The sequence below is a fragment of the Maribacter polysiphoniae genome (assembly GCF_003148665.1).
GTDB lineage: Bacteria > Bacteroidota > Bacteroidia > Flavobacteriales > Flavobacteriaceae > Maribacter_A > Maribacter_A polysiphoniae.
Genome location: NZ_QGGQ01000001.1, coordinates 414,237 through 437,314, shown reverse-complemented (window position 1 = coordinate 437,314; position 23,078 = coordinate 414,237). Strand labels below are relative to the sequence as shown.

The 23,078-nt window shown below is 39.6% G+C and carries 20 protein-coding genes; 12 read left to right on the top strand and 8 right to left on the bottom strand.

Annotated features, from left to right (window positions below):
- Positions 1-30: 30 nt before the first annotated feature.
- From LX92_RS01835 to LX92_RS01815, 5 genes are all read right to left on the bottom strand, one after another.
- Positions 31-1,992 (bottom strand): heavy metal translocating P-type ATPase, encoded by a 1,962-nt coding sequence (locus tag LX92_RS01835; protein WP_109648565.1) that lies wholly within the window; start codon positions 1,990-1,992, stop codon positions 31-33.
- Complete coding sequence (locus LX92_RS01830; RefSeq protein WP_109648564.1) at positions 1,989-2,363, bottom strand: DUF3703 domain-containing protein; 375 nt, start codon at positions 2,361-2,363, stop codon at positions 1,989-1,991. Before LX92_RS01830 ends, LX92_RS01835 begins: the two co-directional genes overlap by 4 nt.
- 56 nt (positions 2,364-2,419) lie before the next feature.
- Positions 2,420-2,836, bottom strand: coding sequence for a Fur family transcriptional regulator (locus LX92_RS01825; protein WP_109648563.1), 417 nt, complete (start codon positions 2,834-2,836; stop codon positions 2,420-2,422).
- A gap of 11 nt (positions 2,837-2,847) precedes the next feature.
- Positions 2,848-5,028, bottom strand: a complete 2,181-nt coding sequence (locus LX92_RS01820; RefSeq protein ID WP_394340335.1) for a TonB-dependent receptor — start codon at positions 5,026-5,028, stop codon at positions 2,848-2,850.
- Positions 5,029-5,089: 61 nt separating this feature from the next.
- Entirely contained in the window at positions 5,090-5,407 is a 318-nt protein-coding gene (locus LX92_RS01815) for a DUF6660 family protein (RefSeq protein ID WP_109648562.1), read from the bottom strand.
- Between the two features lie 489 nt (positions 5,408-5,896).
- Between LX92_RS01815 and LX92_RS01805 the strand changes: the two genes are divergently transcribed.
- The 6 genes from LX92_RS01805 to LX92_RS01780 all read left to right on the top strand — a co-directional run bounded on the left by LX92_RS01805 (position 5,897) and on the right by LX92_RS01780 (position 10,275).
- A complete protein-coding gene (locus tag LX92_RS01805; RefSeq protein WP_109649033.1) occupies positions 5,897-6,166 on the top strand; it encodes a helix-turn-helix transcriptional regulator in 270 nt (89 codons plus the stop codon).
- An 86-nt stretch (positions 6,167-6,252) separates the two neighbouring features.
- Positions 6,253-7,458 (top strand): primase-helicase family protein, encoded by a 1,206-nt coding sequence (locus tag LX92_RS01800; RefSeq protein WP_109648560.1) that lies wholly within the window; start codon positions 6,253-6,255, stop codon positions 7,456-7,458.
- 208 nt (positions 7,459-7,666) lie between these two features.
- A complete protein-coding gene (locus tag LX92_RS01795; protein WP_109648559.1) occupies positions 7,667-8,623 on the top strand; it encodes a toprim domain-containing protein in 957 nt (318 codons plus the stop codon).
- On the top strand, positions 8,620-8,922 hold the full coding sequence (mbpA, locus tag LX92_RS01790; protein WP_109648558.1) for a mobilization protein MbpA: 303 nt from the start codon (positions 8,620-8,622) through the stop codon (positions 8,920-8,922). The genes LX92_RS01795 and mbpA overlap by 4 nt, the downstream gene beginning before the upstream one ends.
- Entirely contained in the window at positions 8,922-9,812 is an 891-nt protein-coding gene (locus tag LX92_RS01785; RefSeq protein ID WP_109648557.1) for a relaxase/mobilization nuclease domain-containing protein, read from the top strand. The genes mbpA and LX92_RS01785 overlap by 1 nt, the downstream gene beginning before the upstream one ends.
- A complete protein-coding gene (locus LX92_RS01780; RefSeq protein ID WP_109648556.1) occupies positions 9,802-10,275 on the top strand; it encodes a DUF6730 family protein in 474 nt (157 codons plus the stop codon). Before LX92_RS01785 ends, LX92_RS01780 begins: the two co-directional genes overlap by 11 nt.
- A 114-nt stretch (positions 10,276-10,389) precedes the next feature.
- Here LX92_RS01780 and LX92_RS01775 read toward each other — a convergent pair whose 3' ends face one another.
- Positions 10,390-11,607 (bottom strand): site-specific integrase, encoded by a 1,218-nt coding sequence (locus LX92_RS01775; RefSeq protein WP_109648555.1) that lies wholly within the window; start codon positions 11,605-11,607, stop codon positions 10,390-10,392.
- 434 nt (positions 11,608-12,041) lie between these two features.
- Here LX92_RS01775 and LX92_RS23035 point away from each other — a divergent pair, with 434 nt between their 5' ends.
- Positions 12,042-12,176: an HAD hydrolase family protein gene (locus tag LX92_RS23035; RefSeq protein ID WP_109648554.1), complete on the top strand. Its 135-nt coding sequence runs from the start codon at positions 12,042-12,044 to the stop codon at positions 12,174-12,176.
- 9 nt (positions 12,177-12,185) lie between these two features.
- Here LX92_RS23035 and LX92_RS01765 read toward each other — a convergent pair whose 3' ends face one another.
- Positions 12,186-13,229 carry a helix-turn-helix domain-containing protein gene (locus LX92_RS01765; RefSeq protein WP_109648553.1) on the bottom strand — a complete coding sequence of 348 codons (1,044 nt, stop codon included), beginning with the start codon at positions 13,227-13,229 and terminating at the stop codon, positions 12,186-12,188.
- A 115-nt stretch (positions 13,230-13,344) separates the two neighbouring features.
- On the opposite strand from LX92_RS01765, the gene LX92_RS01760 reads away from it, so the two are divergent.
- The 5 genes from LX92_RS01760 to LX92_RS01740 all read left to right on the top strand — a co-directional run bounded on the left by LX92_RS01760 (position 13,345) and on the right by LX92_RS01740 (position 21,716).
- Positions 13,345-15,762, top strand: a complete 2,418-nt coding sequence (locus LX92_RS01760) for a TonB-dependent receptor (protein ID WP_109648552.1) — start codon at positions 13,345-13,347, stop codon at positions 15,760-15,762.
- Positions 15,763-15,782: 20 nt separating this feature from the next.
- On the top strand, positions 15,783-17,129 hold the full coding sequence (locus tag LX92_RS01755) for a hypothetical protein (RefSeq protein WP_109648551.1): 1,347 nt from the start codon (positions 15,783-15,785) through the stop codon (positions 17,127-17,129).
- 692 nt (positions 17,130-17,821) lie between these two features.
- Positions 17,822-18,934, top strand: coding sequence for a DUF6544 family protein (locus LX92_RS01750; protein ID WP_109648550.1), 1,113 nt, complete (start codon positions 17,822-17,824; stop codon positions 18,932-18,934).
- A 130-nt stretch (positions 18,935-19,064) separates the two neighbouring features.
- A complete protein-coding gene (locus tag LX92_RS01745) occupies positions 19,065-20,168 on the top strand; it encodes a BamA/TamA family outer membrane protein (protein ID WP_109648549.1) in 1,104 nt (367 codons plus the stop codon).
- A 105-nt stretch (positions 20,169-20,273) separates the two neighbouring features.
- Positions 20,274-21,716, top strand: a complete 1,443-nt coding sequence (locus LX92_RS01740) for a serine hydrolase domain-containing protein (RefSeq protein ID WP_170117777.1) — start codon at positions 20,274-20,276, stop codon at positions 21,714-21,716.
- 220 nt (positions 21,717-21,936) lie between these two features.
- On the opposite strand, the gene LX92_RS01735 is transcribed toward LX92_RS01740, so the two are convergent.
- Complete coding sequence (locus LX92_RS01735) at positions 21,937-23,076, bottom strand: glycerate kinase (RefSeq protein ID WP_109648547.1); 1,140 nt, start codon at positions 23,074-23,076, stop codon at positions 21,937-21,939.
- Positions 23,077-23,078 lie beyond the last annotated feature (2 nt).

Genomic DNA, 23,078 nt, shown 5'->3' with positions numbered 1-23,078 from the left:
TTTGTTGTACCCTTTAACAATACTTTACATTTAATTCCACTTCATCTTCTGCAATCGCACCGCGTTGAGAATTGCAAGTAATGCCACACCCACATCGGCAAAAACAGCTTCCCACATTGTTGCGAGACCACCTGCACCCAAAATAAGTACTATGATTTTAACTCCAAAAGCTAAGGCAATATTCTGCCATACGATACTTCTTGTTGAGCGACCTATTTTAATTGCCCGTGCAATCTTTGATGGTTGGTCATTTTGAATGATAACGTCAGCTGTTTCAATAGCCACATCACTTCCTAAGCCCCCCATTGCTATACCTACGCCGCTTGCCGCTAAAACGGGAGCATCGTTGATACCATCGCCTATAAAGGCAACCTTTGTATCTGGTTGCTCTTTGAGCTTTTCTACTTCATTGAGTTTATCTTCAGGTAATAAGCCACCCTTTGCCCAATCGACACCTAATTCTTTGGCGACTTTTTGGGTAATGGAATCTTTATCCCCAGAAAGCATAATGATTTTGGAAATTCCCGATTCCCTAATTTGTTTGATGGCTTGATGGGCATCTTCTTTCAACTCGTCTGCTATAGTAACGTAACCCGCAAATTTTCCTTCAATGGCGACCATTACAATTGATTCTATGATATTATCCGTTTCTGAAGGCACCTCTATATTGTTCGAGGCCATTAGGGCTTTGTTGCCAACCAAAACTGTTTTCCCATTAACAGTTCCTTTCAATCCCTTTCCAGCAACTTCTGAGACATCAGTCGCTTCAAAATCCGCACCTTCGGCTTTATATTCCAAAATTGCTTTTGCAATCGGATGGTTGGATTGTTCTTCCATAGCCATCAGGTATTGCATAAATTCCGTCTCAGGGAAAGTGGAACTATTTACCACTTCCTTGATTTTAAAGACACCTTTGGTAACGGTTCCTGTTTTGTCCATCACTACGGTATTTACCTTTGTCATTGCATCGAGAAAGGACGCGCCCTTGAAAAGGATACCGTTTCGGGACGCTGCACCCAAACCACCGAAATAACCCAAAGGAATAGAAATGACCAATGCACAGGGACAGGAAATCACAAGGAATATCAAAGCCCTATAAAGCCAATCTCTTAATACATAATCATCAACAAAGAAATAGGGAAGCAACGTTAGACCTATAGCGAGAAAAACAACGATAGGTGTATAAACACGAGCAAATTTTCTAATGAAAAGTTCGGTTTTAGATTTGCGAGCGGTTGCATTTTGAACCATATCGAGAATACGCGCAATGGAACTGTCCTTGAACTCTTTCGAAGTTTCCAATTCTATTACCCCATCGAGATTAATACTTCCAGCAAACACAGATGCGCCTTTCTGGAGGGTATCGGGTTTGCTTTCTCCCGTAAGGGCTGCAGTATTAAAAGAACCTTTATCTGAAAGTAGAATTCCATCTAGAGGTACTTTCTCGCCCACACGTACTTGAATTTTTTCGCCTATCGCTACAGTTTCAGGATGAACAGAAATGAAGTCGCCATTGCGGGATACCAGAGCTTCATTAGGTCGTACATCTAATAATGCCTTGATGTTCCCTTTCGCCCGATTAACGGCTGCTTGTTGGAATAATTCGCCTACAGCATAGAATAACATTACGGCCACGCCTTCGGGATATTCGCCTATCGCAAAAGCTCCCAAAGTGGCAATGGACATCAGTAAAAATTCCGTAAAGAAATCTCCATTTTTGATACTATTCCATCCTTCCTTGATTACTGGAAACCCTACTGGAATGTAAGCTATCGTGTACCAAACAATTCTGACCCATCCCTTGAAAAAAGGAATAGCATCGAAATAATCAACCGCAATACCTATCATTAGCATTACGAAGCTGAAAATCGCAGGCAGATACGTTCTGAAATTGGATGCTTCTTCTGGACTGCTGTGATTGTGTCCGTCATCATGACTGTGCTCCCCTAAATGTTCTTGGGTATCAAGGTCTCTTATGTTTAGCTTTTTCATTGACCTTTTCCGTGATTATTCAAAATAAGAGTTAAGTCTGGTGGTATTTCCATCATCTTCATAGGTGGCACATTACTTCCACCTGTATTTCCAAGCGGAACATGGTCAATGAACGATTTCCAACCGCCAACGAGCAACCGAAGTAGTTGTCCCAAGACTTCTATTAGGTTTCTCTGTCTGAAACCAAATTTAAGCATCAGCCAATGGGAATATGTATGCTCCAAAGGAAAAGATTGCCCCAAAACATGCGAACGTTCAAGATGATGCCATGCCCTTGTTAAATCATTCTTTTGAAGGCATGAACGATACAGTTCAATCTCTTTTAAGTAATGTCCTTTGAGTCCGCTTGGTATAGTTGTGTTGAATTTCATGGATTACTACTTTTTTAATGCAAGGTACATTATGGAACCATGCAACAGAAGTGCATTTATTGTCCGCTACATTTGTCACAGATTCCCTTCAATACCAAATTCGCATCTTCTGCAACGTAACCGTCCGGAAGATTGATATATGGAATTTTATGTTCCGTAAGACAGACCGTCTCCTTACAGTTGTTACAATGGAAATGAAGGTGCAAATCCTGTTCGAGTTCGCAATTACAGCCTTCTTCACATAGTGCATATTTGGTCATGCCCGTACCATCATCTATCTGATGTACTATCGCTTTATCCTCAAAGGTTTTGAGGGTTCTATACAAAGTGGTCCTATCCGCCTTTGCAAATGTGTTTTCAATATCCGATAGCGTTTTCGCAGCTTTGCTTTCCGCCAAGAACCGGAAGACCAACAAACGCATTGCCGTAGGGCGAACCCCTTTTTCTTCCATAAATTTATCTGCTTGTATCATTGTATTTTCAATTAATCGTTGTCTTCGTTTCCAAATGGTTTAAAAATAAGGCCTACGCTAAAGATAAATCCGTCCGTGGGGGCATAGATTTCTGGAAAGGTAGGGTTTTCGTGTGGGGGCAATACCAAAGGTGAAAAACGGCTCTGCCTCCTGTCCGTGAAATTTTCAAAATTAATGAATGTGCTTCCCCATTTAAAGTTGCGCATCAACAAGAGCCCCATGGTTACGAAATCAGTAGTTTCCGTTCCATTTGATAGTAATTGTTTTCCTGTGTAATAGGTCTCATACCCAATACGCCATTTTTCGGATTCATACATTAAAATACTTCCCGCATTATGCTTGGCGGTCAAAGGTTTTTGAGGATTGCCAGGTAAATAATTCAATCTCGCGTCGATAAGCGCGTAATTTAAAAACCATCGAAAATCCCTGAAATTGAATTTGATATTCGTCTCTGAGCCTTTGCTCAAGATTTCCCCTGTTGCATTTTCAAACTGGAACAAACCATTACCCAAAGAGTTGAGCAATAGGCCATTTCTGATAGCGGTCAAATAAAACAATTGATTGATAGAAAAGCCCAGCTCGTCAGATAATCGCGTTTGATAGTTAAAATCAAGGTTCAGACCGTACGACCGTTCGGCTTTCATAGTTTCCCTATCAATGGGAAGTACATCCTTGAAATTGATGAACTCTGCTTCTTCCGTAAAAATATCAGGGATTTTATACCCTAGTCCACCACCGAGCCTACTTGAAAAACTAGTGTTTGATTTGTAAAGCAAGGAGACCCTTGGGAGTGGAAAGAATCCCCAATCCTCAGCATAATCCGTTCGAACACCTGTTTCAAGAATCCATCGGTCCGAAAGATCATGGATGCTATTTAGAAATAGTCCGTATGTAATATCGCGTTGATCACGTTCAACGGGATTCTCCATTTCATAAAAAGAAGTAGTGTAAAGGTTGGCTCCCAAGACCCAATCTGATGTTAAGCCCTGTTTCTGATATGTAGCCTCCGAAAAAGTGTTCCATTGCGTTCCTTTGAAAGAAAGGTCAGGGATTTCAAGACTTCTATCAAAAAACGCAACGCTGTTCTTGATCGAAATGGATTGGGTCGAATCCATATGGGTTTCGAAAACAGCTTGTGTACTGATTCGCTTTGACAGGTTTTCTTCGGTATACTGATGAATTCCATTTTCACCCTCTTCAATCTTAGTAATATCACCTCCTTTTCTATCATCGTAGGTTCCGTTGACACCAAACCACACCGTAGTTTTTTCAGAAGGATAATAGAACAATTTGGGGTTGAAACTTAAGGAACGGGTACGAGGAAGGTTACTAAATCCATCATCTTCAGGGTCAAAAGCTTTTTGTAAATGACCAGAGCCGTAAAGTGTCCATCCCCATTTATCATTACGTTCACTATAGAAAACATTGGCCGTGCTTCCCAATGCCTGGGTCTGGGTAAGCATGATATCCAGTTCAGGTTCTTCGTTTGGAGTCTTGGAAACCATATTGACCAAACCTGCTATGGCTCCACCACCGTACAATGTGGAAGAACTTCCCTTTGTAATTTCAAACTGTCTCAAATCTAACGGTGGTATTTGTAGAATACTCAAACCGCTTGAAAAACCTCCGTAGAGGGGAAAACCATCTCGAAGGAGCTGGGTGTAACGACCGTCCAAACCTTGTATCCGAATATTGGTGTTGGCACTACTCAACGAGGTCTGTTGCATCTGGATTCCCGTACTTTCACGGAGTACCATGGAAATATTCGTTGGGTTCATTATCGCTTTTTCCCCTAATTCCTCAACCCCGACATACTCTATTCGGGTGGGTATCCTTTGTATGGTTCGAGTGCTTCTTGAGGACTGTACTACCACTTCATCCAAGGCGTTTGCACTTTCCTTCAGATAAAATACCAAATCGTCTCCCGTAGGTACAACAATATTGGTTTCCAAAGTCTCGAAGCCCAAGTACGAGATTTGGAGATTGTATTGACCATCGGGTACATCCTCCAATAGGGCTATACCATCAAAATCGGTGGTAACTCCCTTGTTCAGGCTCACAATGAAAATGGTCGCCCCGAATAAAGGTTCTTTTTCTTCTGCTGTAAAAATATTGATTTTCAGCGTATTCTGCGCATAACCGAATGCACAGCAAATGAGCATAAGCCAAAGGCTTATTGCATATTTATTCATTGTAATTTGAATTTAATTGACTAATTTTTTTTGGAGGGCGATGATGTCATCGCATATGTAATTAGCCAATAATCTTCGGAGGTTGAAAGAGGGTAAATACCGGGTCTTCGCTTACGCTTTCAAAATGGGAAAAACTTTCTTGCATGACCATAGGTTCGATAGGCTCATAGATGTCCAAATCAAAGACAATGGTGTGCGAATGACAGCAATGGCATTGACAAAAAGGTGAGCAAAGTTCACAATCGCCGTGATTTTGATTATGGTCCAAACCCACTTGAAACTCGGTTGTTTCCGAATCGGAAATTTGAGCATCATCGCCGCAAGGCACTAAGTTGAGTGCCAAAAAATATAAGGATAGTATGACTGCGATTATTTTCACTTTGCGAAGATAGCAAGAAATACATGCAACTGTGTTGCAAAGCTCCTCTATGCCAACAGTTTTGTAAAAGGAAGGTTTTTTGAAACAGTATTTTTACATAGAATGCCAATCTTTCTTCACGCAGTAACAAAATATCGAACCATGATTTAGATAACCCAAATCTTAAAACCTGCCTTTCTAAAGCTATTATTTTCTTGTTTTTGCTGTTCCCATTGTTGATAACCCACAATTTTCTGCTAAACCCCAAACTAAACCCTTATTTAGATTGGTGTCCTTTGGCATCAAATGAAACCAAATAAAACTTCCGGTCCATTAGCACTATCTAGTTTGGCAATATTTAATTTAATTTGTTGTATATCAGTTATTTGTGAATAACTATTTGTTTTTTCCTACTTCTCCGTTTGCCTATTTTCATACATTTATCCAATAGCAATATTGAAAGAAAACAAAAGCGCTTTTGTTCATTTCGTAACCCTAAAAAGAAACAAAATGGACAATTTTTTAATACTCGAACGGCTAGACCGTTTGGAAAAACTGTTGATTGCCAATAAAGAGGTACTGACCTTTGAGGAAACCTGTGACTATACAGGGATATCCAGGAGCTATCTGTACAAACTTACCGCTGCGGGAAATATTCCCCACTCAAAACCCAACGGAAAACTGATTTTTTTCGAAAAGAAGAAGATCGTCAATTGGCTACTCCAAAACGAACGAAAACCCATACCGGAAATCGAAGTGATAGCGGAGCCCGTTCGTTAGGTAATAGCTGGCGATACCATTTCTGAATTTTTTATCAACTCACAACTACATCTTGGGAATCCTCTTGGTGTTCAAAACGTTATTCTATGAAAACAGTACCATACTTACGAGTGGGCACTTCGTACTATAAATTGGTGCAGGCACCGACCATCGCCGGACATTTCAATGAGATTCTGGTACACTGGAACATAGAGACCATCCGCCAAGATCATGGCAAGGATTACCTGAGCAAAGTTCCAAAATATGATGGCTTTACCTGCATCCCTAGCCACGTCGATTTTAAACAGGAGTATAAAGGGTTCTATAACACCTATTCTCCTTTGCCCACAATTCCCAAAGAAGGCGAATGCAGTACGTCATTGAGTTTCATCGAACATATTTTTGGTAAGCACTATGATCTGGGATTGGACTACCTGCAATTACTGTACACAAAACCGGTACAGGTATTGCCAATCCTATGTTTGGTGTCCAAGGAACGTTCCACGGGCAAGAGCACCTTTCTGAAATGGCTGAAGGCCATCTTCGATAACAATATGACCTATCTGACCAATGACAGTTTTAGTAGCCAGTTCAATGCGGACTGGGCGAACAAGCTGCTCATCTGTATAGACGAAGTACTGTTCAACAAGGAAGAGCTGACCGAACGTATCAAATACCTGAGCACCACCAATATCAACAAGTTGGAGGCGAAGGGAAAGGATAAACGGGAAGTGGAGTTCTTTGGCAAGTTCGTCCTATGCAGCAACAATGAGGACAATTTCATCAAGATAGACGGGAACGAGACCCGTTTTTGGGTACTGAAAATACCCGTGCTCAAAAAAGAGGAGACCGATTTCTTGAACCGATTGATGTCGGAAATACCGGCTTTTTTGCATCACCTGCAAAAGCGACAGTTATCAAGTAAGCATACTACAAGGATGTGGTTCACTCCAAAACAGATACGGACACCAGCCTTGAAAAAGTTGGTACAGAATAATCGCAATAGGGTCGAAAAGGAACTTGCCACGATTCTGCTTGGGGCCATGGAACAGTTTGATACCGAAGAAATACACCTTTGCCCTTTGGATGCATTACAGCTGTTGAACAGGACACGGATAAAGACCGATTTGACACAACTCAGAAGACTGCTGAAGAGGGATTGGAAACTGGAGAACAAGGACAACTCCCTGAGCTATCAAAAACTGGTAATCTGGCAGGATGCCTCCATGCAATTATTGGATGCCAAGGGGAGGTATTTTACTGTGAAAAAATCCTTTTTGCTTGACAATTTCGATGAAACGATGACAGATTGAACTTTTCTTAATATCTATCGATGCCAGGGCTGTCATCATTATATCATCATTTGTTCATCAAAAAATAAAACGATGACAAGAAAACATAGAAAAAATATAAAAATGATGAATCGATGAAGAAAACGATGCTACGGAAACCTAAGTAAAGAAAGGCTTTCCCATGTTCTGTCATCAAAACATCAATTTTTTGCTCAAAACTATTTGGCTTATGAAAAAAGAAAGAACAATTGGATTATCGTGTGAAAGAGCCCGAGCTTTTCCCATCGAAAAAGCGCTGGCAAAACTAGGGCACTTTCCGACCAAATCAACCGAAAAAGAAGCTTGGTTCCTGAGTCCGTTCCGGCTCGAGACCCAAGCCTCTTTCAAGGTGGCCAAGAAGCTCAATAGATGGTACGACCATGGAGCTGGAAAAGGTGGAAATGTTATCGACTTGATATGCCTGATAAACAAATCGTCAGTAAAGGAAGCTTTAAAGTTTATTGGACAAGACCAGACCTCTTTCTCTTTTCAACAGCGGCCAGTTTTAATAAATGATAACAGCAATGGCCTACAGATTCTCCATGTACGACCGATTCGGCATTACGGTCTGTTAAGATATCTTTTTGAACGAAAAATTTCCATTGCTACGGCATCGACCATTTGTAAGGAAGTCCACTATCTACATAAAGGAAGACGATACTTCGCCATCGGTTTGAAGAATGATTCGGGAGGATGGGAACTACGGAACAAATACTATAAGAGTTCCAGTTCCCCGAAAGATACCACCCATATCAAAAACGGTAATAAAAAACTTATCGTTACCGAAGGGATGTTCGACCTGTTATCGATTTTGGAGAGTACTAAAGATTTAAAATTGGAATATGATTTTCTAGTCTTAAACTCTACGGCGTTTCTACGGAAAGCGATAAAAGTCATTGATGGATATAACGAAATCGACCTCTATTTGGATAATGACAAAAATGGAAAGGAAACCACCGGACACTTGATTGCCCATTCGAATAACTGCATTGACAAATCAACCATATGCAAAGGATTTAAGGATATGAACGAATGGCTCATATCTATTGCTAAAAAGGGACTTGGTCAGGAAGCGCGAGATGTGTTTTTGTTGCCACAAAAACAAACTCGCTTTACTCCCGGCGGTCGCAAAGTAAAAAAGAAATGAAAAGGACCTACATCAAGTTCCGGTGCTCTATCTATGAGAAAAAGCTGCTAAAAAAAAGAGCTGAACGGGCGGGTATTTCCCTTTCCGAATATTGCCGTAACTCCGCTTTCGGCAATTCCGTCATCGAACGGTTGACGGACGAACAATTGACACATTATAAAATGCTAGTGAAGTACAAGAGCAACTTTACCCGTATCGGAAATATGTTCAAAAAACACAACCCGAAACTGGCAAGCGAGGTCGAGCAATTGGCTGAGGAAATACGCACACACCTTTATAATTTCAAAAGAACAAAGTAATGATAGGAAAGGGAACCTCCATAGCGCACACGGGGACAAGTATCGAATACGGTTGGAACCAGGAGAAGGATGCGGAAATCGTCTTTAGCCAACATCTGGCGGGAACCGATACCCAAGAGATAACCGAGGAGTTCAGACTTATCCAAGAAGAAAATACCCGTTGCCAAAAGAACACCCTGAGCTTTATTCTTAGTCCGACACAGGAAGATGGTAAAAACCTATCCACGGAACAACTAGGGGAGCTGACCCAAAAGTTCATTAAGGAAATGCAGCTGAAGGAACGGCAGGCCATCGCATTCGTGCATCGGGACAAGGCGCATACCCATGTGCATCTCTACGTAAACCGGATTGGATTCGATGGTAAGGCCTACAATGACAGTTTTATCGGAAAGCGGAGTCAACTGGCAGCCGAGAACGTGGCCAAGGAAATGGGGCTGACCACGGTCAAGGAAGTGCAATTGGAAAAGGAACTGGATTCCATAAAAGTACGCCTAGAAATAAAAAACATTCATCAGAGGGTAATGGAGAACCAAAGACCAAAAACCTTGGATAGTTATATCAAGGCCATGCAGGAAAGGAATGTGGAAGTCATCCCAAGCATAAATAAATCTAATAAGTTGCAAGGATTCCGGTTTCAATACCAGGGACATAGCTTCAAGGCAAGCGAAGTACACCGCCCCATGTCCGGAGGAAGAATAATGGCGCAACTTACCCAAAATAGAGGTATAACAAAACCAGTAGAGGTTGGCAAGTCCATACAGTTATTGGGGAAAACCGTGGAAATGAGCACCAATCTTGCTACGAGCATCGCCAAAAACATCATAAAAAAACAATCAAGAAGGCCATTGATACAGGAATCGGAATTTAAAATTGAAAACTATGGGGTATAAAAAACTGGATGAAGTAATGGAACTGCTCACCGACGAGCTGGACGGGTTTAACAAGTCGCTTGTCAGACTGGAACGGTTGACCCAAAACACGGATAACCTCAAGATTAAACCGGATACCACCGAAATAGAAAGGTTGCTCCGTGAACATTTGAATTCCGAGAAGGCGAATAATTCAAGGCTTGATGAATCCGTTCGAGGTATTACCGAGAAGATTTCAAAAGCAATATTGGTTCCGAAAGTACAGGTATGGCTCCACTATTCTATCTGGATAACTTCCTTGATTATTATCGGCTATTTAGCTTTCAAAGTATCTCGAATAGATGATTTAAAAGAAAAGGCCTTCGCCGAAGGTGAGCAAGAAGTAATTTCAAACCTAAAAGGATATTTTGACCAAAACCCCGAGCATTACGAATCATACCGGAAATGGATAAAAGAAAAAGATAGCGTTCCAAAGAAACAGTAGGGTGCGCCCTATGGAATTTTTGCTTGACGCTTATCTACTGGAACACTACAAAAATTCCATAGAATCCATGCGCAAAGTTTAAGGGTAAGATTTGGGGGGCTTATTACTTAAAATCTATATTTCAACCAATTTTTTATTGTAATCATCTAATATCTCACTCGGCAAGGACTTAAGATATATTTGGGTAGTGGATAAACGATTATGGCCAAGCATGGCCGAAATTGCTTGTAAAGGAACATCTTGTAACATCGCTTGGGTTGCGAAGCTATGGCGTGACACATACGATGTCAACCGTTGGTCTATCTTACATTTTTTTGCAATCTTTTTTAAACCCTTATTATATCTCTTCCGAGCCCACAACACATCCTTATACTGAAGTTCAAAGGTGTCCCTTTTAACTATCGGAAATATGAAATCTGATTTTCTCTTGTTCTTAAGATAAAATGAAAGTATCGCCATTAACTGTGATGTTATATTTATATCATAGGGTTTGGATGTTTTTTTCCTCTGGAATTTAATGCGGTTATCAATGATATTTTCAACTTTTAAAAAAGCCAAGTCCATAAATGAAACACCATAGAGCATGTAAGATGCTAAGAAGTAGTTTCTGTAATGAAACAGGCTATCGGTTTCTTCCAGTTTTAAAAGCATTATAGATTTGATGCTTTTGATGTCAAGAGCTCTTTTTTCGGTGGGAGTTGTTTTAATTCTATAATTAGTAAAGGGATAAGCATCCAAGGAAATGACATCAGCTTTGATGGCCCTGTTTAAAATGGCTTTTATTGTTCTCATATAAGCTGAAAGGCCGTTTACAGAATTTCCTCTAGAAAAATGCCAGCTCTCAAATCTTTTGAGAAAATCATAATTTATTTCATTGAATTTAATATCATTTCCACTAGTAAATTTTTCCAAAACTTTAATTACAGCATAGTATGTATTAGCATTTCCAAAACGTTCTGCTTTCTTTAACTCTAATACAATACTCTTGCTAAATTCAAAAAATGAATCAAATGAGGCAGTTCTTATAATCTTACTTTTAAGCTGTAAGATTGATAAATAGTTAAGCTCATCTTTTTCGTGAAGATCATTAATTATATCTACGGCTCTTGTTTTTTCTTTCAAGAGCTGATTATTCAATTTACTAACGGATGAAGTGCCTTTAAACGCTCTTTTTATCTTCTCGTTTTTATTGTCCCAAAACTCCTTTTGCACAGATTGGCCTAAACTTATTGACGTTGTTTTGCGAAAATGAGTCAATCGTAAAATAACTGGATAAGAGGCATCCTTTTTCTGCCTGCGGGTATCCAAAGAAAGTTTTACATTAGTGTTCATCCTAATCAAAGGTAAAAAAAATTTGCACGCAATTTGCACGCAAATAGATGGTTTTGTTTGATATCAAACGAATACATATTTATTTAAGATATTGATTTATAATCTGTTATGTGTTGTCTTGGTTCTATTTGGTATGCTAATCCTCTTGCTGGCAGGCAAGAGGTCACCGGTTCGACTCCGGTATTCTCCACCAAGTTTTATAGGGCTTCAAGAGTTTTTGACTTTTGAAGCTTTTTTCATTTGCACGCACATCCAGTTATGAATCAAGATTGATGCATTTTGTTGTAATTGATGTTTCCCCATTCCCAACTAAAAAATCCAATTTCTTTAAAAGTCAGTTAACGAGACGACAAATGGGACTTTTAAAGAAATGCTTTTCTGCGTTTTAAATACAACGAAGTAATGATCCTCGCTATTTTTAAACTAATCTTGAAATGTTCGCTTATCCAGATGTTGGTTTCGCTATGGAAAATGCACATCCAAATATCAAGAAAACAGTTGATTTCAGCCCTCTAAGCAATCAAGAACAAAACATAGGGCATATGGTTCTACAACTTGTCACTTATTAACAACAGTTCTTAAAACCCCATAAAACAAATAGGCTCTTCCAACAAAAACGAGCATGTAAAATAAACGATATACTTAAGCTGACTTGGCAGATACCCCATTGTTCTTTTAAAGGCCGTGGTAAAATGCTGCGGATTTGCATAACCTACTTCGTATGCTGCATGCGCGATAGATGCTCCTTCTTGGGTAATTAAAGTTTTAGCAAATTCCATTCTCAACGCAGTGATGTATTTAAAAACAGGGATGCCATATACCTTTTTAAAATCCCTTTTAAGTTTAGTCGCATTGAATCCGGCTATTTCTGAAAGTTCTGAAATCTTAAGTGGTTCCTTCAAATTATTCCTGATATAGGCCTCAACCTTAACAAGCGCCAAATAATCTGAATTTAGTAATTTAACTTTGCCTTTTGAAATTTTGGAAGTTTGTCTTCCCAGCAAAAAATCAAGAAGCAATACGGTCAAGCTGCTTTCCAAATATCTTTTTCGAACCGCTCCTTTATACGGGCACAGTAATATCTCATTGATCTTACTTCGTATATGAGGGGGTATAAACTTACTTTTATCCCATAATACAAAGGAGTTGGAATTGGAAATTGCATCCTTTAATTTACCGAATGAACTTCTATATTCGGCACCCAAGAGTTTCTGCAACAAATTGGGCTTAATATATACCTCAAATACCTTGGCATTACCATTAAAAAAAACATCCCGCCCCTCAGAAGTCGGATAATAAAACATGTTGCAGTGATTCTCAGGAATTTGAACCAAATATTTTATATGGCTCAAAGGCTGATAAGAGTACGTGCCTTCGAGGGAAAAGTGTAGTTTTATCAAGTGCTCATCACTGGTGACAACTATTTCCGAATCGAATTCAAAGAGCCGTTTTGTGTTGGAAAAATCAATCCCGCTTATTAATGCGATACCATCTTTGTTGGTGACCTCAACATTATTGAATTGAACAGAATTTTCAATATAACCGTCTTTAAACAGTTTATCAACATATATTTCCTTGTGTAATAATTGTCTGCTATTACCATTTTCCGCTCCTAACCTCATTACTTCCTTTTGCGTATATAAAAATTCCTTTTACGGTACTTCGCCGCACAATGCTGTTTTAGATTTGTAAAGTTACTTATTTAGACTTAATCTTAATTAATATAGTGGCTATTTAATGAAAAAACTACTCTCAGCATCATTATTCTTTATTTTCTTGTCTGCCCAAGGTCAAGAAGCTTTCGGTACAATATCAGGAACGGTAAGTGATGCTTCCGGGAAACCATTACCCTATGCAAACGTTTTGGTAGAAGGTCTAAAACTTGGTGTTCTTACAGACGATAATGGTGCATACTCCATAAGTAAGGTACCCCGCGGAAAATACAGGGTAGTAGTTTCATTTATCGGATACGGTAGACGCTCAAAGACCATTGAAGTCAACAAAAGCATAAGTAACATCAATATCGATTTTACCCTACAGGAAACCGTAGAGAACCTAGATGAGGTAATTGTCAACGGTAAGACCAAGGAGACAGTGCTTGAGACCAAAGGCTTTGCCATAAATGCCATAAAAACAGAGGAAGCTAGTCTACGAAATATCCAAACCAACGAATTGTTAAATACTACAGTTGGTGTTAAAATTCGTCAGAATGGAGGCTTAGGTTCTGATGTCAGCTATAGTTTAAATGGATTATCAGGTAACTCAGTACGCATTTTTATCGACGGAATCCCAATCTCCACTTATGGTAATTCATTTAACCTAAACAGCATCCCTCCTTCAATGATCAAGAATATTGAAGTGTACAAAGGAGTTGTTCCAGGGCATCTGGCAGACGACGCTTTAGGTGGAGCCATCAACATAGTGTTACATAATGATGCAAAAACCAATTTCAATGCTTCGGTTTCCTATGGATCGTTCAACACACTACAAACCAGCGTTAATGGGCTTTATCGTTTCGAAAAATCAGGATTTACAGTAAAAGCATCCCTTTTCCATAACTACTCTGATAATGACTATAAAGTATCAGGCAGAAGTGTTGTGGTTACCGGTTTAGGAGGTGTACAAACTCCTATTACCGCTAGAAGGTTTAATGACGCTTATAGGTCTACAGGTGGAATGGCCCAAATAGGTTATACCGATGTAAAATGGGCGGACCAATTTTTCATTGGCCTTACCGGTTCAGATGATTATAAAGAGGTACAACACGGTGCTTTTATGACAATTACTCCCTATAAAGACAGGTTCCTGGAATCTGATGCGCTACTGGCAAGTTTAAATTATCAAAAGAAAGACCTTTTCACCAAAGGACTTGATGTAAATGTAAACGGCTTATATGGTAAAAGAAACCGCGCGGTAAACGATACCGTTGCTTGGGCATATAGTTGGAACGGAGAACCTGCTATTGATTTTAGGGGAGATGAATACCAATACACATGGGGTTCTCAACAAGAAGGAGGCCCTACACTAGCTAAAACCAAAAGAAATGTTGCATCCATTAGAACAGGGGTTTCTTACGCTATTAATGACCATCACAAGGTATTAGTGAATCATGTATATAGTGGTATTGACAGGGAAGACAGTGATGCCCTGAGATCTGTATTGGAAAACACATTTCTTGGAACACGGGATTTACACAAAAACATATATTCCTTAACCTATGAGTTAACGGCTTTCAATGAAAAATTAAAAGCGAGTTTATTTGGAAAGCATTATCAACAAAAAACGATAAGTAGTGACCCTGCTATTGAATCAGACACAGATGGAAACGATGTGATAGTGGATGAAGTGGTAATCAGCAATAAAAAGTATGACGGATATGGCCTTGCGGCTTCTTATGTGATAATTCCAAATATTACGCTTCTAACTTCGGCGGAAAAAGCCATAAGACTCCCTAACGAAACAGAGGTATTTGGTAATGACGGAGATAATGTAGTGGCCAATTCAAGTATTAATCCAGAAAGTAGTGACAACTACAACTTAGGATTCAGATTTGGATCATTTAATATCAAAAAGCACAGTTTTACCGTATCAACAAATGTTTTCACTCGAAATATTAAAGATAGAATTGGCTTACCCATTGAAACATCATTAAATGTTGATGATGAATTAATCGTATATGTAAATCAAGGTAGTGGCACATCCAAAGGAATCGACGCCCAATTGAATTATACCTACAACAACAATTTTACCCTCAATTTTAATGTTTCCCGTTTCGATTTAAAGATTGTCAATCAAGGAGTGGAAATAGACGTTCCAAACACACCTTTTTTCACCATGAATGGTGGTTTACGCTACTCTTTAAAAAATTTGATTCAAAAGAAATCACGATTAAATCTATTCTATAATATCTATTTCACTGATAAATTTTCATTCTTGACTGCACAAGGATCAAATACCGTGGGAAACGAATTTTTTGACGTGCCCCAACAATTAGCACAAGATTTCGGACTTAGTTACACATTCCCAAACAACAAGTTCGTGATGAGTTTTGATATCAAAAATATTTTTGATGAACCCGTTTATGATAATTTATCCGTACAAAAACCAGGAAGAGCTTTCTACCTAAAATTAAATTACACACTAAATAAATTCTAATTCTTTAAACAATACCAAAAATGAAACGAATTCTTTTTACCCTTAAAACCTTTGCTACCCTAATACTAACAGCCGGACTAATGACCGCTTGCAGCAGTGATGATGATCCAGTTGTGACCCCAGAACCAGGTACTGAGGAACCGGAAGAAGCTAGATGGATTACCGTTGCCGGAGCAAAAATGGGAGATAACCCTGGTGACGGTAACGGAGGAACTTTAATATATTCCGTTACTAGCGATGATGCCAAAGATCCTTCGGTATCCATAGCACCCTTTGAAAATGGCTTTATCGCACCTTCGAACAGAACTGCACGGTTGCAATCTTCCGAAGATGGCAATACTATTTTCAATATTAGCTACGCAGGGGATACGGGGGGTAACTATACTAAATACACCGTAGAGGGTGGGCAAACATTCACCCCTACAGGTTCAGAAGTCAGTATTGCACCATACGTAGGTACTGCTCCAAGATGGATAAAACTATTTGACGGAGATCAAACAGGTGCTGCCGTATATGTGTCTACAGAAAACGAATTTGACGAAGACGATAATTACACGCGTACGGAGGCTACCATCGGTGTAGTGACTTTGGATTTAGTAAATTCTTCAATAAAGGAATTCCAAGAACACAGTGTAGCTTTAAGTGCAGAGGAAGAAGCCAACGGCTATTATATCTCTAGAATTGATATGCCCGTTTTAAATGCTGCAGGAGATAAATTATATATCGGTGCGCGTTTAAGCAAGGTGGACCCCGCTACTGCGGAAAGTGACAGTAATTACGTTATTTTAGGTTCTAAAACCATTGTATTGGATTACCCTTCTTTATTGAATCCGTCAGTGATTACCTCTACCGTTGGACACGGAAATACGAATGGATACCGAAGTATCAATGCTTTCCTTTTAAACGGAAGTGTTTATCAAGCAAATCAAAGTGATCCAGAAGGATCTCATATTTTGAAAATTGATGCAGACAACCAATATGACGATTCTTATGTGTTTAATCTAGACGATGCTTTAGGCATAGAAGAGGCATATATTCTTGCTTGGAGACCAGCAGGAAACGGAAAAGCTGTAATAGCGTACCGTCATTCAGGGTCTGCAGAAGGTGTAGCAGGTGCCCAAGGATTTTTTGCCCTTGCTGATTTGAACGCCAAAACCGCTCAGAAAATTGATGCCATTCCTTATGATCCAGACTTTTACTTATTCCAATACCAAGGTTTTGTGGTTGATGGAACAGACATATACCTCACCCAAGGCGCTGTAGGGCAAAACGGAAACATTTACGTTGTAGATACTGAAACTGGAGAAGTAACTAAAGGTGCGGAATTGGTGAATGTAGAAGGAAGTCACTTTATCGGTGTATTTTAATATAGAAAACACATATAACGGTTACGAGGACATAAAAATAAACAATGGGGAGGCGCAATATTTTGTACCTCCCCTTTTCTACTTTCAATTATCAAAACAAATTATACACCTACAGCGACTTTGTTTTTTTTAATGCTAGGTTGCCTTTTGGGAGGGAACGGCAATGATGTAAATAAAAAAACATGACTCGCGTACCTATATTTTCTGGGCAGCTTCCTTTACTCTGGCAACCGTCAGCAAAATACGACGGTATATGAATTTTCATGGCGAATGAAGCGGACTTAACAAATGAAAAAGACCACCCATAAAGACGGTGACGGAATTTTTAGCAGGCATATCCATAACTAGGTTTTTTTAACCACCTGATTATCAGATTGTTGTTAACTACATATGACATCATGATATTCGTCATTGCAAATCCACCGAGGTCAAAATATTTTTATAATGAAATTTCAATTCTTGCTATGTAAAACCATACAAGTAAGTTTTAGCGGGGTTCATACTCCTTTTGGCTTGGACAAATAGTTATGGACAACACGGTACCAATGTCAGTGAGGGAATTACGGGTTTTAAAGACAGCATGCAGCCAAAACACCCTTTTCCAGAACCAAAAAAATGGCTTTGGGACTTTTGATCCAAACTTGAATTATATGATTATTGGAGTAGAAATAGCTATAGCTTTCTGAAAAATTATGAAAACTGTACTGACCTTTCTTCTTTTTATGCATGGCCTTATCCATGTATTGGGCTTTGCCAAAGCCATCGATTTTGGAAATTTAACGCAATTTTCCAAGCAGATTTCATTACCCATGGGTGTTATATGGTTGGTAACAGGATTATTGTTCGTGCTGTCTTCTGTACTCATTGTATTTAAAAAAGACGTATGGCCAATCCTCGCCCTCATCGCCGTTCTCATATCACAAATCTTGATCATTATAGCCTGGAAGGATGCCAAATTCGGTACCATTGCCAATATGATGATCCTGATGGCAGCGATCATTGGTCTAGGTACCCAAAATTTCCATAATTCATTTAGAAAAGATGTCCTGTCCGTAATGGATAATTCCACTATGGCCAATAAAACGGTTTCTGAAAATGACCTGATAGGGCTGCCCAAGATCGTTCAAGATTATTTGAGGTATGTGGGGGTAGTGGACATGCCCAAAATAAACAACGTCAGAATTGTATTTGAGGGAGAAATGAGGGATAAGGGAAAGGATTGGTTCAACTTCACTTCGAAACAATACAATTTTATACGACCACCCTCGCGTTTTTTCTTTATGAAAGCCAAAATAAAAGGACTACCTATAAATGGGTATCATAAATACAATATCGAAGGTGCCCGAATGCATATTAAATTACTATCGTTATTTCCGGTGGTCGATATCGATGGACCCAAAATGTTTCCTACAGAGACGGTCACTTTCCTCAATGACCTATGCCTTTTTGCACCGGCCGCACTAATTGATGACCGCATACGCTGGGAAACGATTGACGAACTATCGGTCAGAGCTTCGTTTACCACGAACGGAACAAGCATTTCCGCGATTTTACACTTTAATGAAAAAGGACAACTGGTCAATTTTGTTTCCAACGACCGTTACTCCGTTTCGGAAATGAAAACCTTTCCGTTTTCCACTCCTGTAAAGAATTATCAAAACATCAACGGCTACAATCTCCCAACTTACGGAGAGGCCATTTGGCATTATCCCGACGGGGAATTTATATATGGGAAATTCAATGTGAAGCATATTGATTATAATGTTTCAAACCAAATAAGTAAAGAAGATGAAAACATTCAGTAAACAAAACGCCACATTTTCACATGCCAAAAAACCCATTGAATTATAAACCCAAAAAAATGGTAGCTATAACCCCATTTTGGGTGTCTTACGATTGAAATAAAAAGTATGGGATAAAAATTGATTGGGACTCATGAAAAATGTGAACGGTATTTTCCTGATACTATTATTATCGGTGGTACTGACGGTAGATGCCCAAGTATCAACAGACTCCACTGTTTATAAAACCAAAATCACTCCCCTACCCAACATTGGTTATTCCCCTGATACCAGACTGGTGTTAGGTGCGTTTATGTTGGCCCAATTCAAGCCAAAAAAGTCCGACTTGGAGACACGTCCATCAAATTTAATGGCCTCAGCGGCCTTCACTTTTGAAAAACAGACCAGTATAGAGACTTACTACAATATTGTTTTCCCAAAAGAGAAATGGCTATGGAACGGGGCCGTTTATTTTCAAAGATGGCCAATACGTTATTGGGGAGTGGGCCCGAATACCAAAGATGATGATGAAATTACAATCGACTACAGGAATATCGCTTTTGAACAAAGTTTGTACAGAAATATAAATAATGGCTTCTACATTGGACCGAAAGTCAACTTCAGGAGCATGTACGATATCAACCTTAAAAATGTTGATGATGGGAAGCCCTTGGATATTTCCGATATACCCGGTGGTGACGGAGGCACTAATATCGGTATCGGTTTTGGTGGCACATGGGACAAACGAAACAGTATCCTAACCCCCACGGAAAACCATTTTGTGGAATTTTCCGCGTTGTTCTATGCTAAAAACTGGCTTAGCGATTTTTCCTTTCAAACCTACACCTTGGATGTTAGGAAATATTTTGACTTTGACACCCATGGGAAAAGGGTACTCGCATTCCAATTTTTTTCAAAATTGAATATCGGGGAGGTCCCTTTTCAAGATATGTCCCTTTTGGGAGGTAATAAGATGATGCGCGGATATATGGAAGGTCGGTTTAGGGACAAAGTGGGCCTTCAAATACAAACAGAATATCGCCAATTCATCAAAGGTCGTTTCGGGATGGTTTTATTCGCGGCTACAGGAAACATTGCCCCTAAGTTAGGCGATATAACGTTTAGCCAAGCAAAATGGACTTTGGGTACTGGATTACGATACAATATCAATAAGGCAGACTCAACATTTATACGGGTCGATTTCGGATTTGGGAAAGACACCAGTGGATTCTATTTGACATTGGGTGAGGCCTTTTAAGCCAGAAAAAATATGAACGACAAATATTCCATACCATACGCTTTGAAAAGAAAACCACCTTCTTATTTCAACATATTGTTATCGTGCTTATTTATTTTCTCATTCATGGGGTGCACCAAGCAAAAAATTGATACAGATACTACCTTGGAAGAATTTACGGATTATATGAATAGACGTATTCCCTCCCTAATGAGGGAATATGGGATTCCAGGTGCTACCATAGCTGTTGTAAAGAAAGGTGATATTGTTTGGACTCATGCCTATGGTTATGCCGACTTGGAAAAAGGACGTAGAATGACCAATGATACCTATTGTAGGGTTGAATCCATATCAAAATCGGTTACGGCATGGGGCGTTATGAAATTGGCAGAACAGGGCAGAATAAACTTGGACAGTCCCCTTGTCGATTATCAAAAAAGCTGGAAACTTCCCGAATCTAAGTTTTCCGAAGAAAAAATAACCATACGGCAACTTCTAAGTCAGCAATCTGGCATGCCATTAGGTACGATAGGCGTACGATATTCCCCAACGGCCGAGAAGCCTTCCTTAAAAGAGCAATTGTCCAAAGATGCCATATTATTCCAAGAGCCCGGACAATCATTTTCCTATTCCAATACCGGATTCAATCTTCTTGAACTACTCATAGAAGAGCTTACTGCCCAAGACTTTAATACCTATATGAGGGAGAATGTTTTAATTCCTTTAGGCATGCACCATTCCAGTTATTCTTGGAGCGATAATTTTAAACCGGAAGTCCCCAATGGTTATGATTCGAACAATAAACCCATCCCTGTCTATGTATATCCTGATAAAGCCTCGGGTGGACTTTTCGCAACGGTTGATGATATTGCTAATTTTATTATTGCCGGAATGCCAGCCTTTTCCGAAAAAAGACTCCAAGTGTTGCGTGTACAAAGTATAGAAAAACTTTACGAACCCGAAGTGGAACTATCTGGATATTATGGCTTTGTGTTTGATTATTATGGCTTTGGCCACTTTATAGAAACCCTGCCAAATGGTTTAAAATCAGTATCACATGGCGGTCAAGGTTCTGGCTGGATGACCCATTTTCAATCCGTTCCCCAAACTGGCGATGGTATTGTTATCTTGACCAATAGCCAGCGGAGTTGGCCCTTTTTTGGTTATGTCTTGACAGATTGGGCCGAATGGAACGGATTTCCGTCAATAGGAATGGGTAAGATTGTTCAGGTAATAAGGGTGCTATGGATATTTATTGGTTCTTACTTATTCTTTTTAGCCTGGCGAATGCGAAGTTTCGTACAGGAAATCGCTTTGAAAAAACGAAGACTAACAGTACGATCAGGTAATCACTTAGGGCTGCGATGGATACAATTTAGTTCATCGATACTACTTGTTCTTGCCGTTCTGTGGGCCAAAAACCAATCCTATTTTTTTGTCTTTTCGGTATTTCCAATAGTGTCCAATTGGTTAATAGGATTGTTTTTGCTCACCGCGATTATCTTAATAATGTTCTTCTTGTTTCCAATAAATAAAGAAGTACAGGTGATCGAAAAACCTAAAAAATGAACTGATTTTGGAAAAAAGTTGATTGATGTATTTTATAAATCAAATGGGCTGACCCAATAATCGATTTGTGAATTGCTTTTGACCTTTTTCATTGAATTCAATCAATACATTTTATTGTTGTTCAAGACCTTTTCCATTATCTGTTGAATAGCCTATCTGGGATTACCTTCGTACGCCATTTTGTAAAAGCCTATCGCATTCTTTTTATACTCCTCCAAATTCATTTCGAGGTCTTTTGTTTTATAAGATTGGCAAAGTTATAACTGGCATTGACGAGATTGTCATAACTCTTCTCCATAGCTTCCTTCAAATTGGATATTCCTCTCACTATAGAAACTACATAATCGAGTTTAAATGCTTGTTGTTGTGTTATGGATATACTGACCGATCCGCATAAGGCAGCTACGGGTATCTGTTTTAATGTTGCCGAGGTAACGACCCCATCGATGGTCTTCCCAGAGAGTGTTTGTTCATCTAACTGACCTTCCCCTGTGATAATCCAGTCAGCACCTTCGATTGTTTTATCAAAGTCCGCCAATTCCTTGATCAGATCAATACCTGAAGTCAAATCACCATTAAGGAAAATGAGGGCACCGCCTCCAACCCCACCGGCTGCACCGACGCCGCCCAATTCCTGTAAATTTATATTGTACTGCTTTTCAATAACCTTGGCAAAATTGTTCAGCCCTTGATCCAATAGTGCAATTTCATTGTCTGATGCCCCTTTTTGCCCAGCATATACATAGGCCGCACCATTTTTGCCATAAAACGGATTCGTAACGTCGCAAGCGACCTTTACCTTTACTCCATTGAGTTTAGGGTTTTTGTTCGAATCATCGATTTTCCGTACCGCGGAAAGATTACTTCCTATGGGTTTCAATTCTTTCCCCTTATCATCCAAGAATCCATATCCCAAGGCATTTGCCATTCCCATACCCCCATCATTGGTGGCACTTCCTCCGATACCCAGTATAATTTCCTTGGCGCCCTTTTCCAATGCATCGACAATTAGTTCGCCCGTACCCAATGTGGTCGTATGCATACAATTGCGTTCACCCTCTTGAAGTAACTTGAGTCCGGATGCCTCGGCCATTTCAATATAGGCAATCTTGGTACTCCTGGAATAAAGATAGGATGCCCCAATAGGCCGAAAAAGTGGGTCATTAACCGTTACCGAGACCCTATCGCCCTTGATATAATGCCGTGCGACTTCCATGGTTCCGTCACCCCCATCGGCTAAGGGCATTTTTAGGATTTCGGCTTCCTTGAATACCATAAGAAGACCTTCTTCCACGGCATCGCAGAATTCGAATCCGGTTAAGGACCCTTTAAATTTGTCTGGAGCGATTATAAATTTCATAG

Bases quoted from the DNA above. Each gene is read 5' to 3' on its own strand.
- LX92_RS01740 (WP_170117777.1), top strand. From the start codon at position 20,274: ATGGGGTGCACCAAGCAAAAAATTGATACAGATACTACCTTGGAAGAA.
- LX92_RS01795 (WP_109648559.1), top strand. From the start codon at position 7,667: ATGAAAAAAGAAAGAACAATTGGATTATCGTGTGAAAGAGCCCGAGCT.
- LX92_RS01765 (WP_109648553.1), bottom strand. From the start codon at position 13,229: ATGAGGTTAGGAGCGGAAAATGGTAATAGCAGACAATTATTACACAAG.
- LX92_RS01750 (WP_109648550.1), top strand. From the start codon at position 17,822: ATGAAAACTGTACTGACCTTTCTTCTTTTTATGCATGGCCTTATCCAT.
- LX92_RS01785 (WP_109648557.1), top strand. From the start codon at position 8,922: ATGATAGGAAAGGGAACCTCCATAGCGCACACGGGGACAAGTATCGAA.
- LX92_RS01835 (WP_109648565.1), bottom strand. From the start codon at position 1,992: ATGAAAAAGCTAAACATAAGAGACCTTGATACCCAAGAACATTTAGGG.
- LX92_RS01755 (WP_109648551.1), top strand. From the start codon at position 15,783: ATGAAACGAATTCTTTTTACCCTTAAAACCTTTGCTACCCTAATACTA.
- LX92_RS01825 (WP_109648563.1), bottom strand. From the start codon at position 2,836: ATGATACAAGCAGATAAATTTATGGAAGAAAAAGGGGTTCGCCCTACG.
- LX92_RS01805 (WP_109649033.1), top strand. From the start codon at position 5,897: ATGGACAATTTTTTAATACTCGAACGGCTAGACCGTTTGGAAAAACTG.
- LX92_RS01735 (WP_109648547.1), bottom strand. From the start codon at position 23,076: ATGAAATTTATAATCGCTCCAGACAAATTTAAAGGGTCCTTAACCGGA.
- LX92_RS01780 (WP_109648556.1), top strand. From the start codon at position 9,802: ATGGGGTATAAAAAACTGGATGAAGTAATGGAACTGCTCACCGACGAG.
- LX92_RS01775 (WP_109648555.1), bottom strand. From the start codon at position 11,607: ATGAACACTAATGTAAAACTTTCTTTGGATACCCGCAGGCAGAAAAAG.
- LX92_RS01820 (WP_394340335.1), bottom strand. From the start codon at position 5,028: ATGAATAAATATGCAATAAGCCTTTGGCTTATGCTCATTTGCTGTGCA.
- mbpA (WP_109648558.1), top strand. From the start codon at position 8,620: ATGAAAAGGACCTACATCAAGTTCCGGTGCTCTATCTATGAGAAAAAG.
- LX92_RS01830 (WP_109648564.1), bottom strand. From the start codon at position 2,363: ATGAAATTCAACACAACTATACCAAGCGGACTCAAAGGACATTACTTA.
- LX92_RS01745 (WP_109648549.1), top strand. From the start codon at position 19,065: ATGAAAAATGTGAACGGTATTTTCCTGATACTATTATTATCGGTGGTA.
- LX92_RS01760 (WP_109648552.1), top strand. From the start codon at position 13,345: ATGAAAAAACTACTCTCAGCATCATTATTCTTTATTTTCTTGTCTGCC.
- LX92_RS01800 (WP_109648560.1), top strand. From the start codon at position 6,253: ATGAAAACAGTACCATACTTACGAGTGGGCACTTCGTACTATAAATTG.
- LX92_RS23035 (WP_109648554.1), top strand. From the start codon at position 12,042: ATGTTCGCTTATCCAGATGTTGGTTTCGCTATGGAAAATGCACATCCA.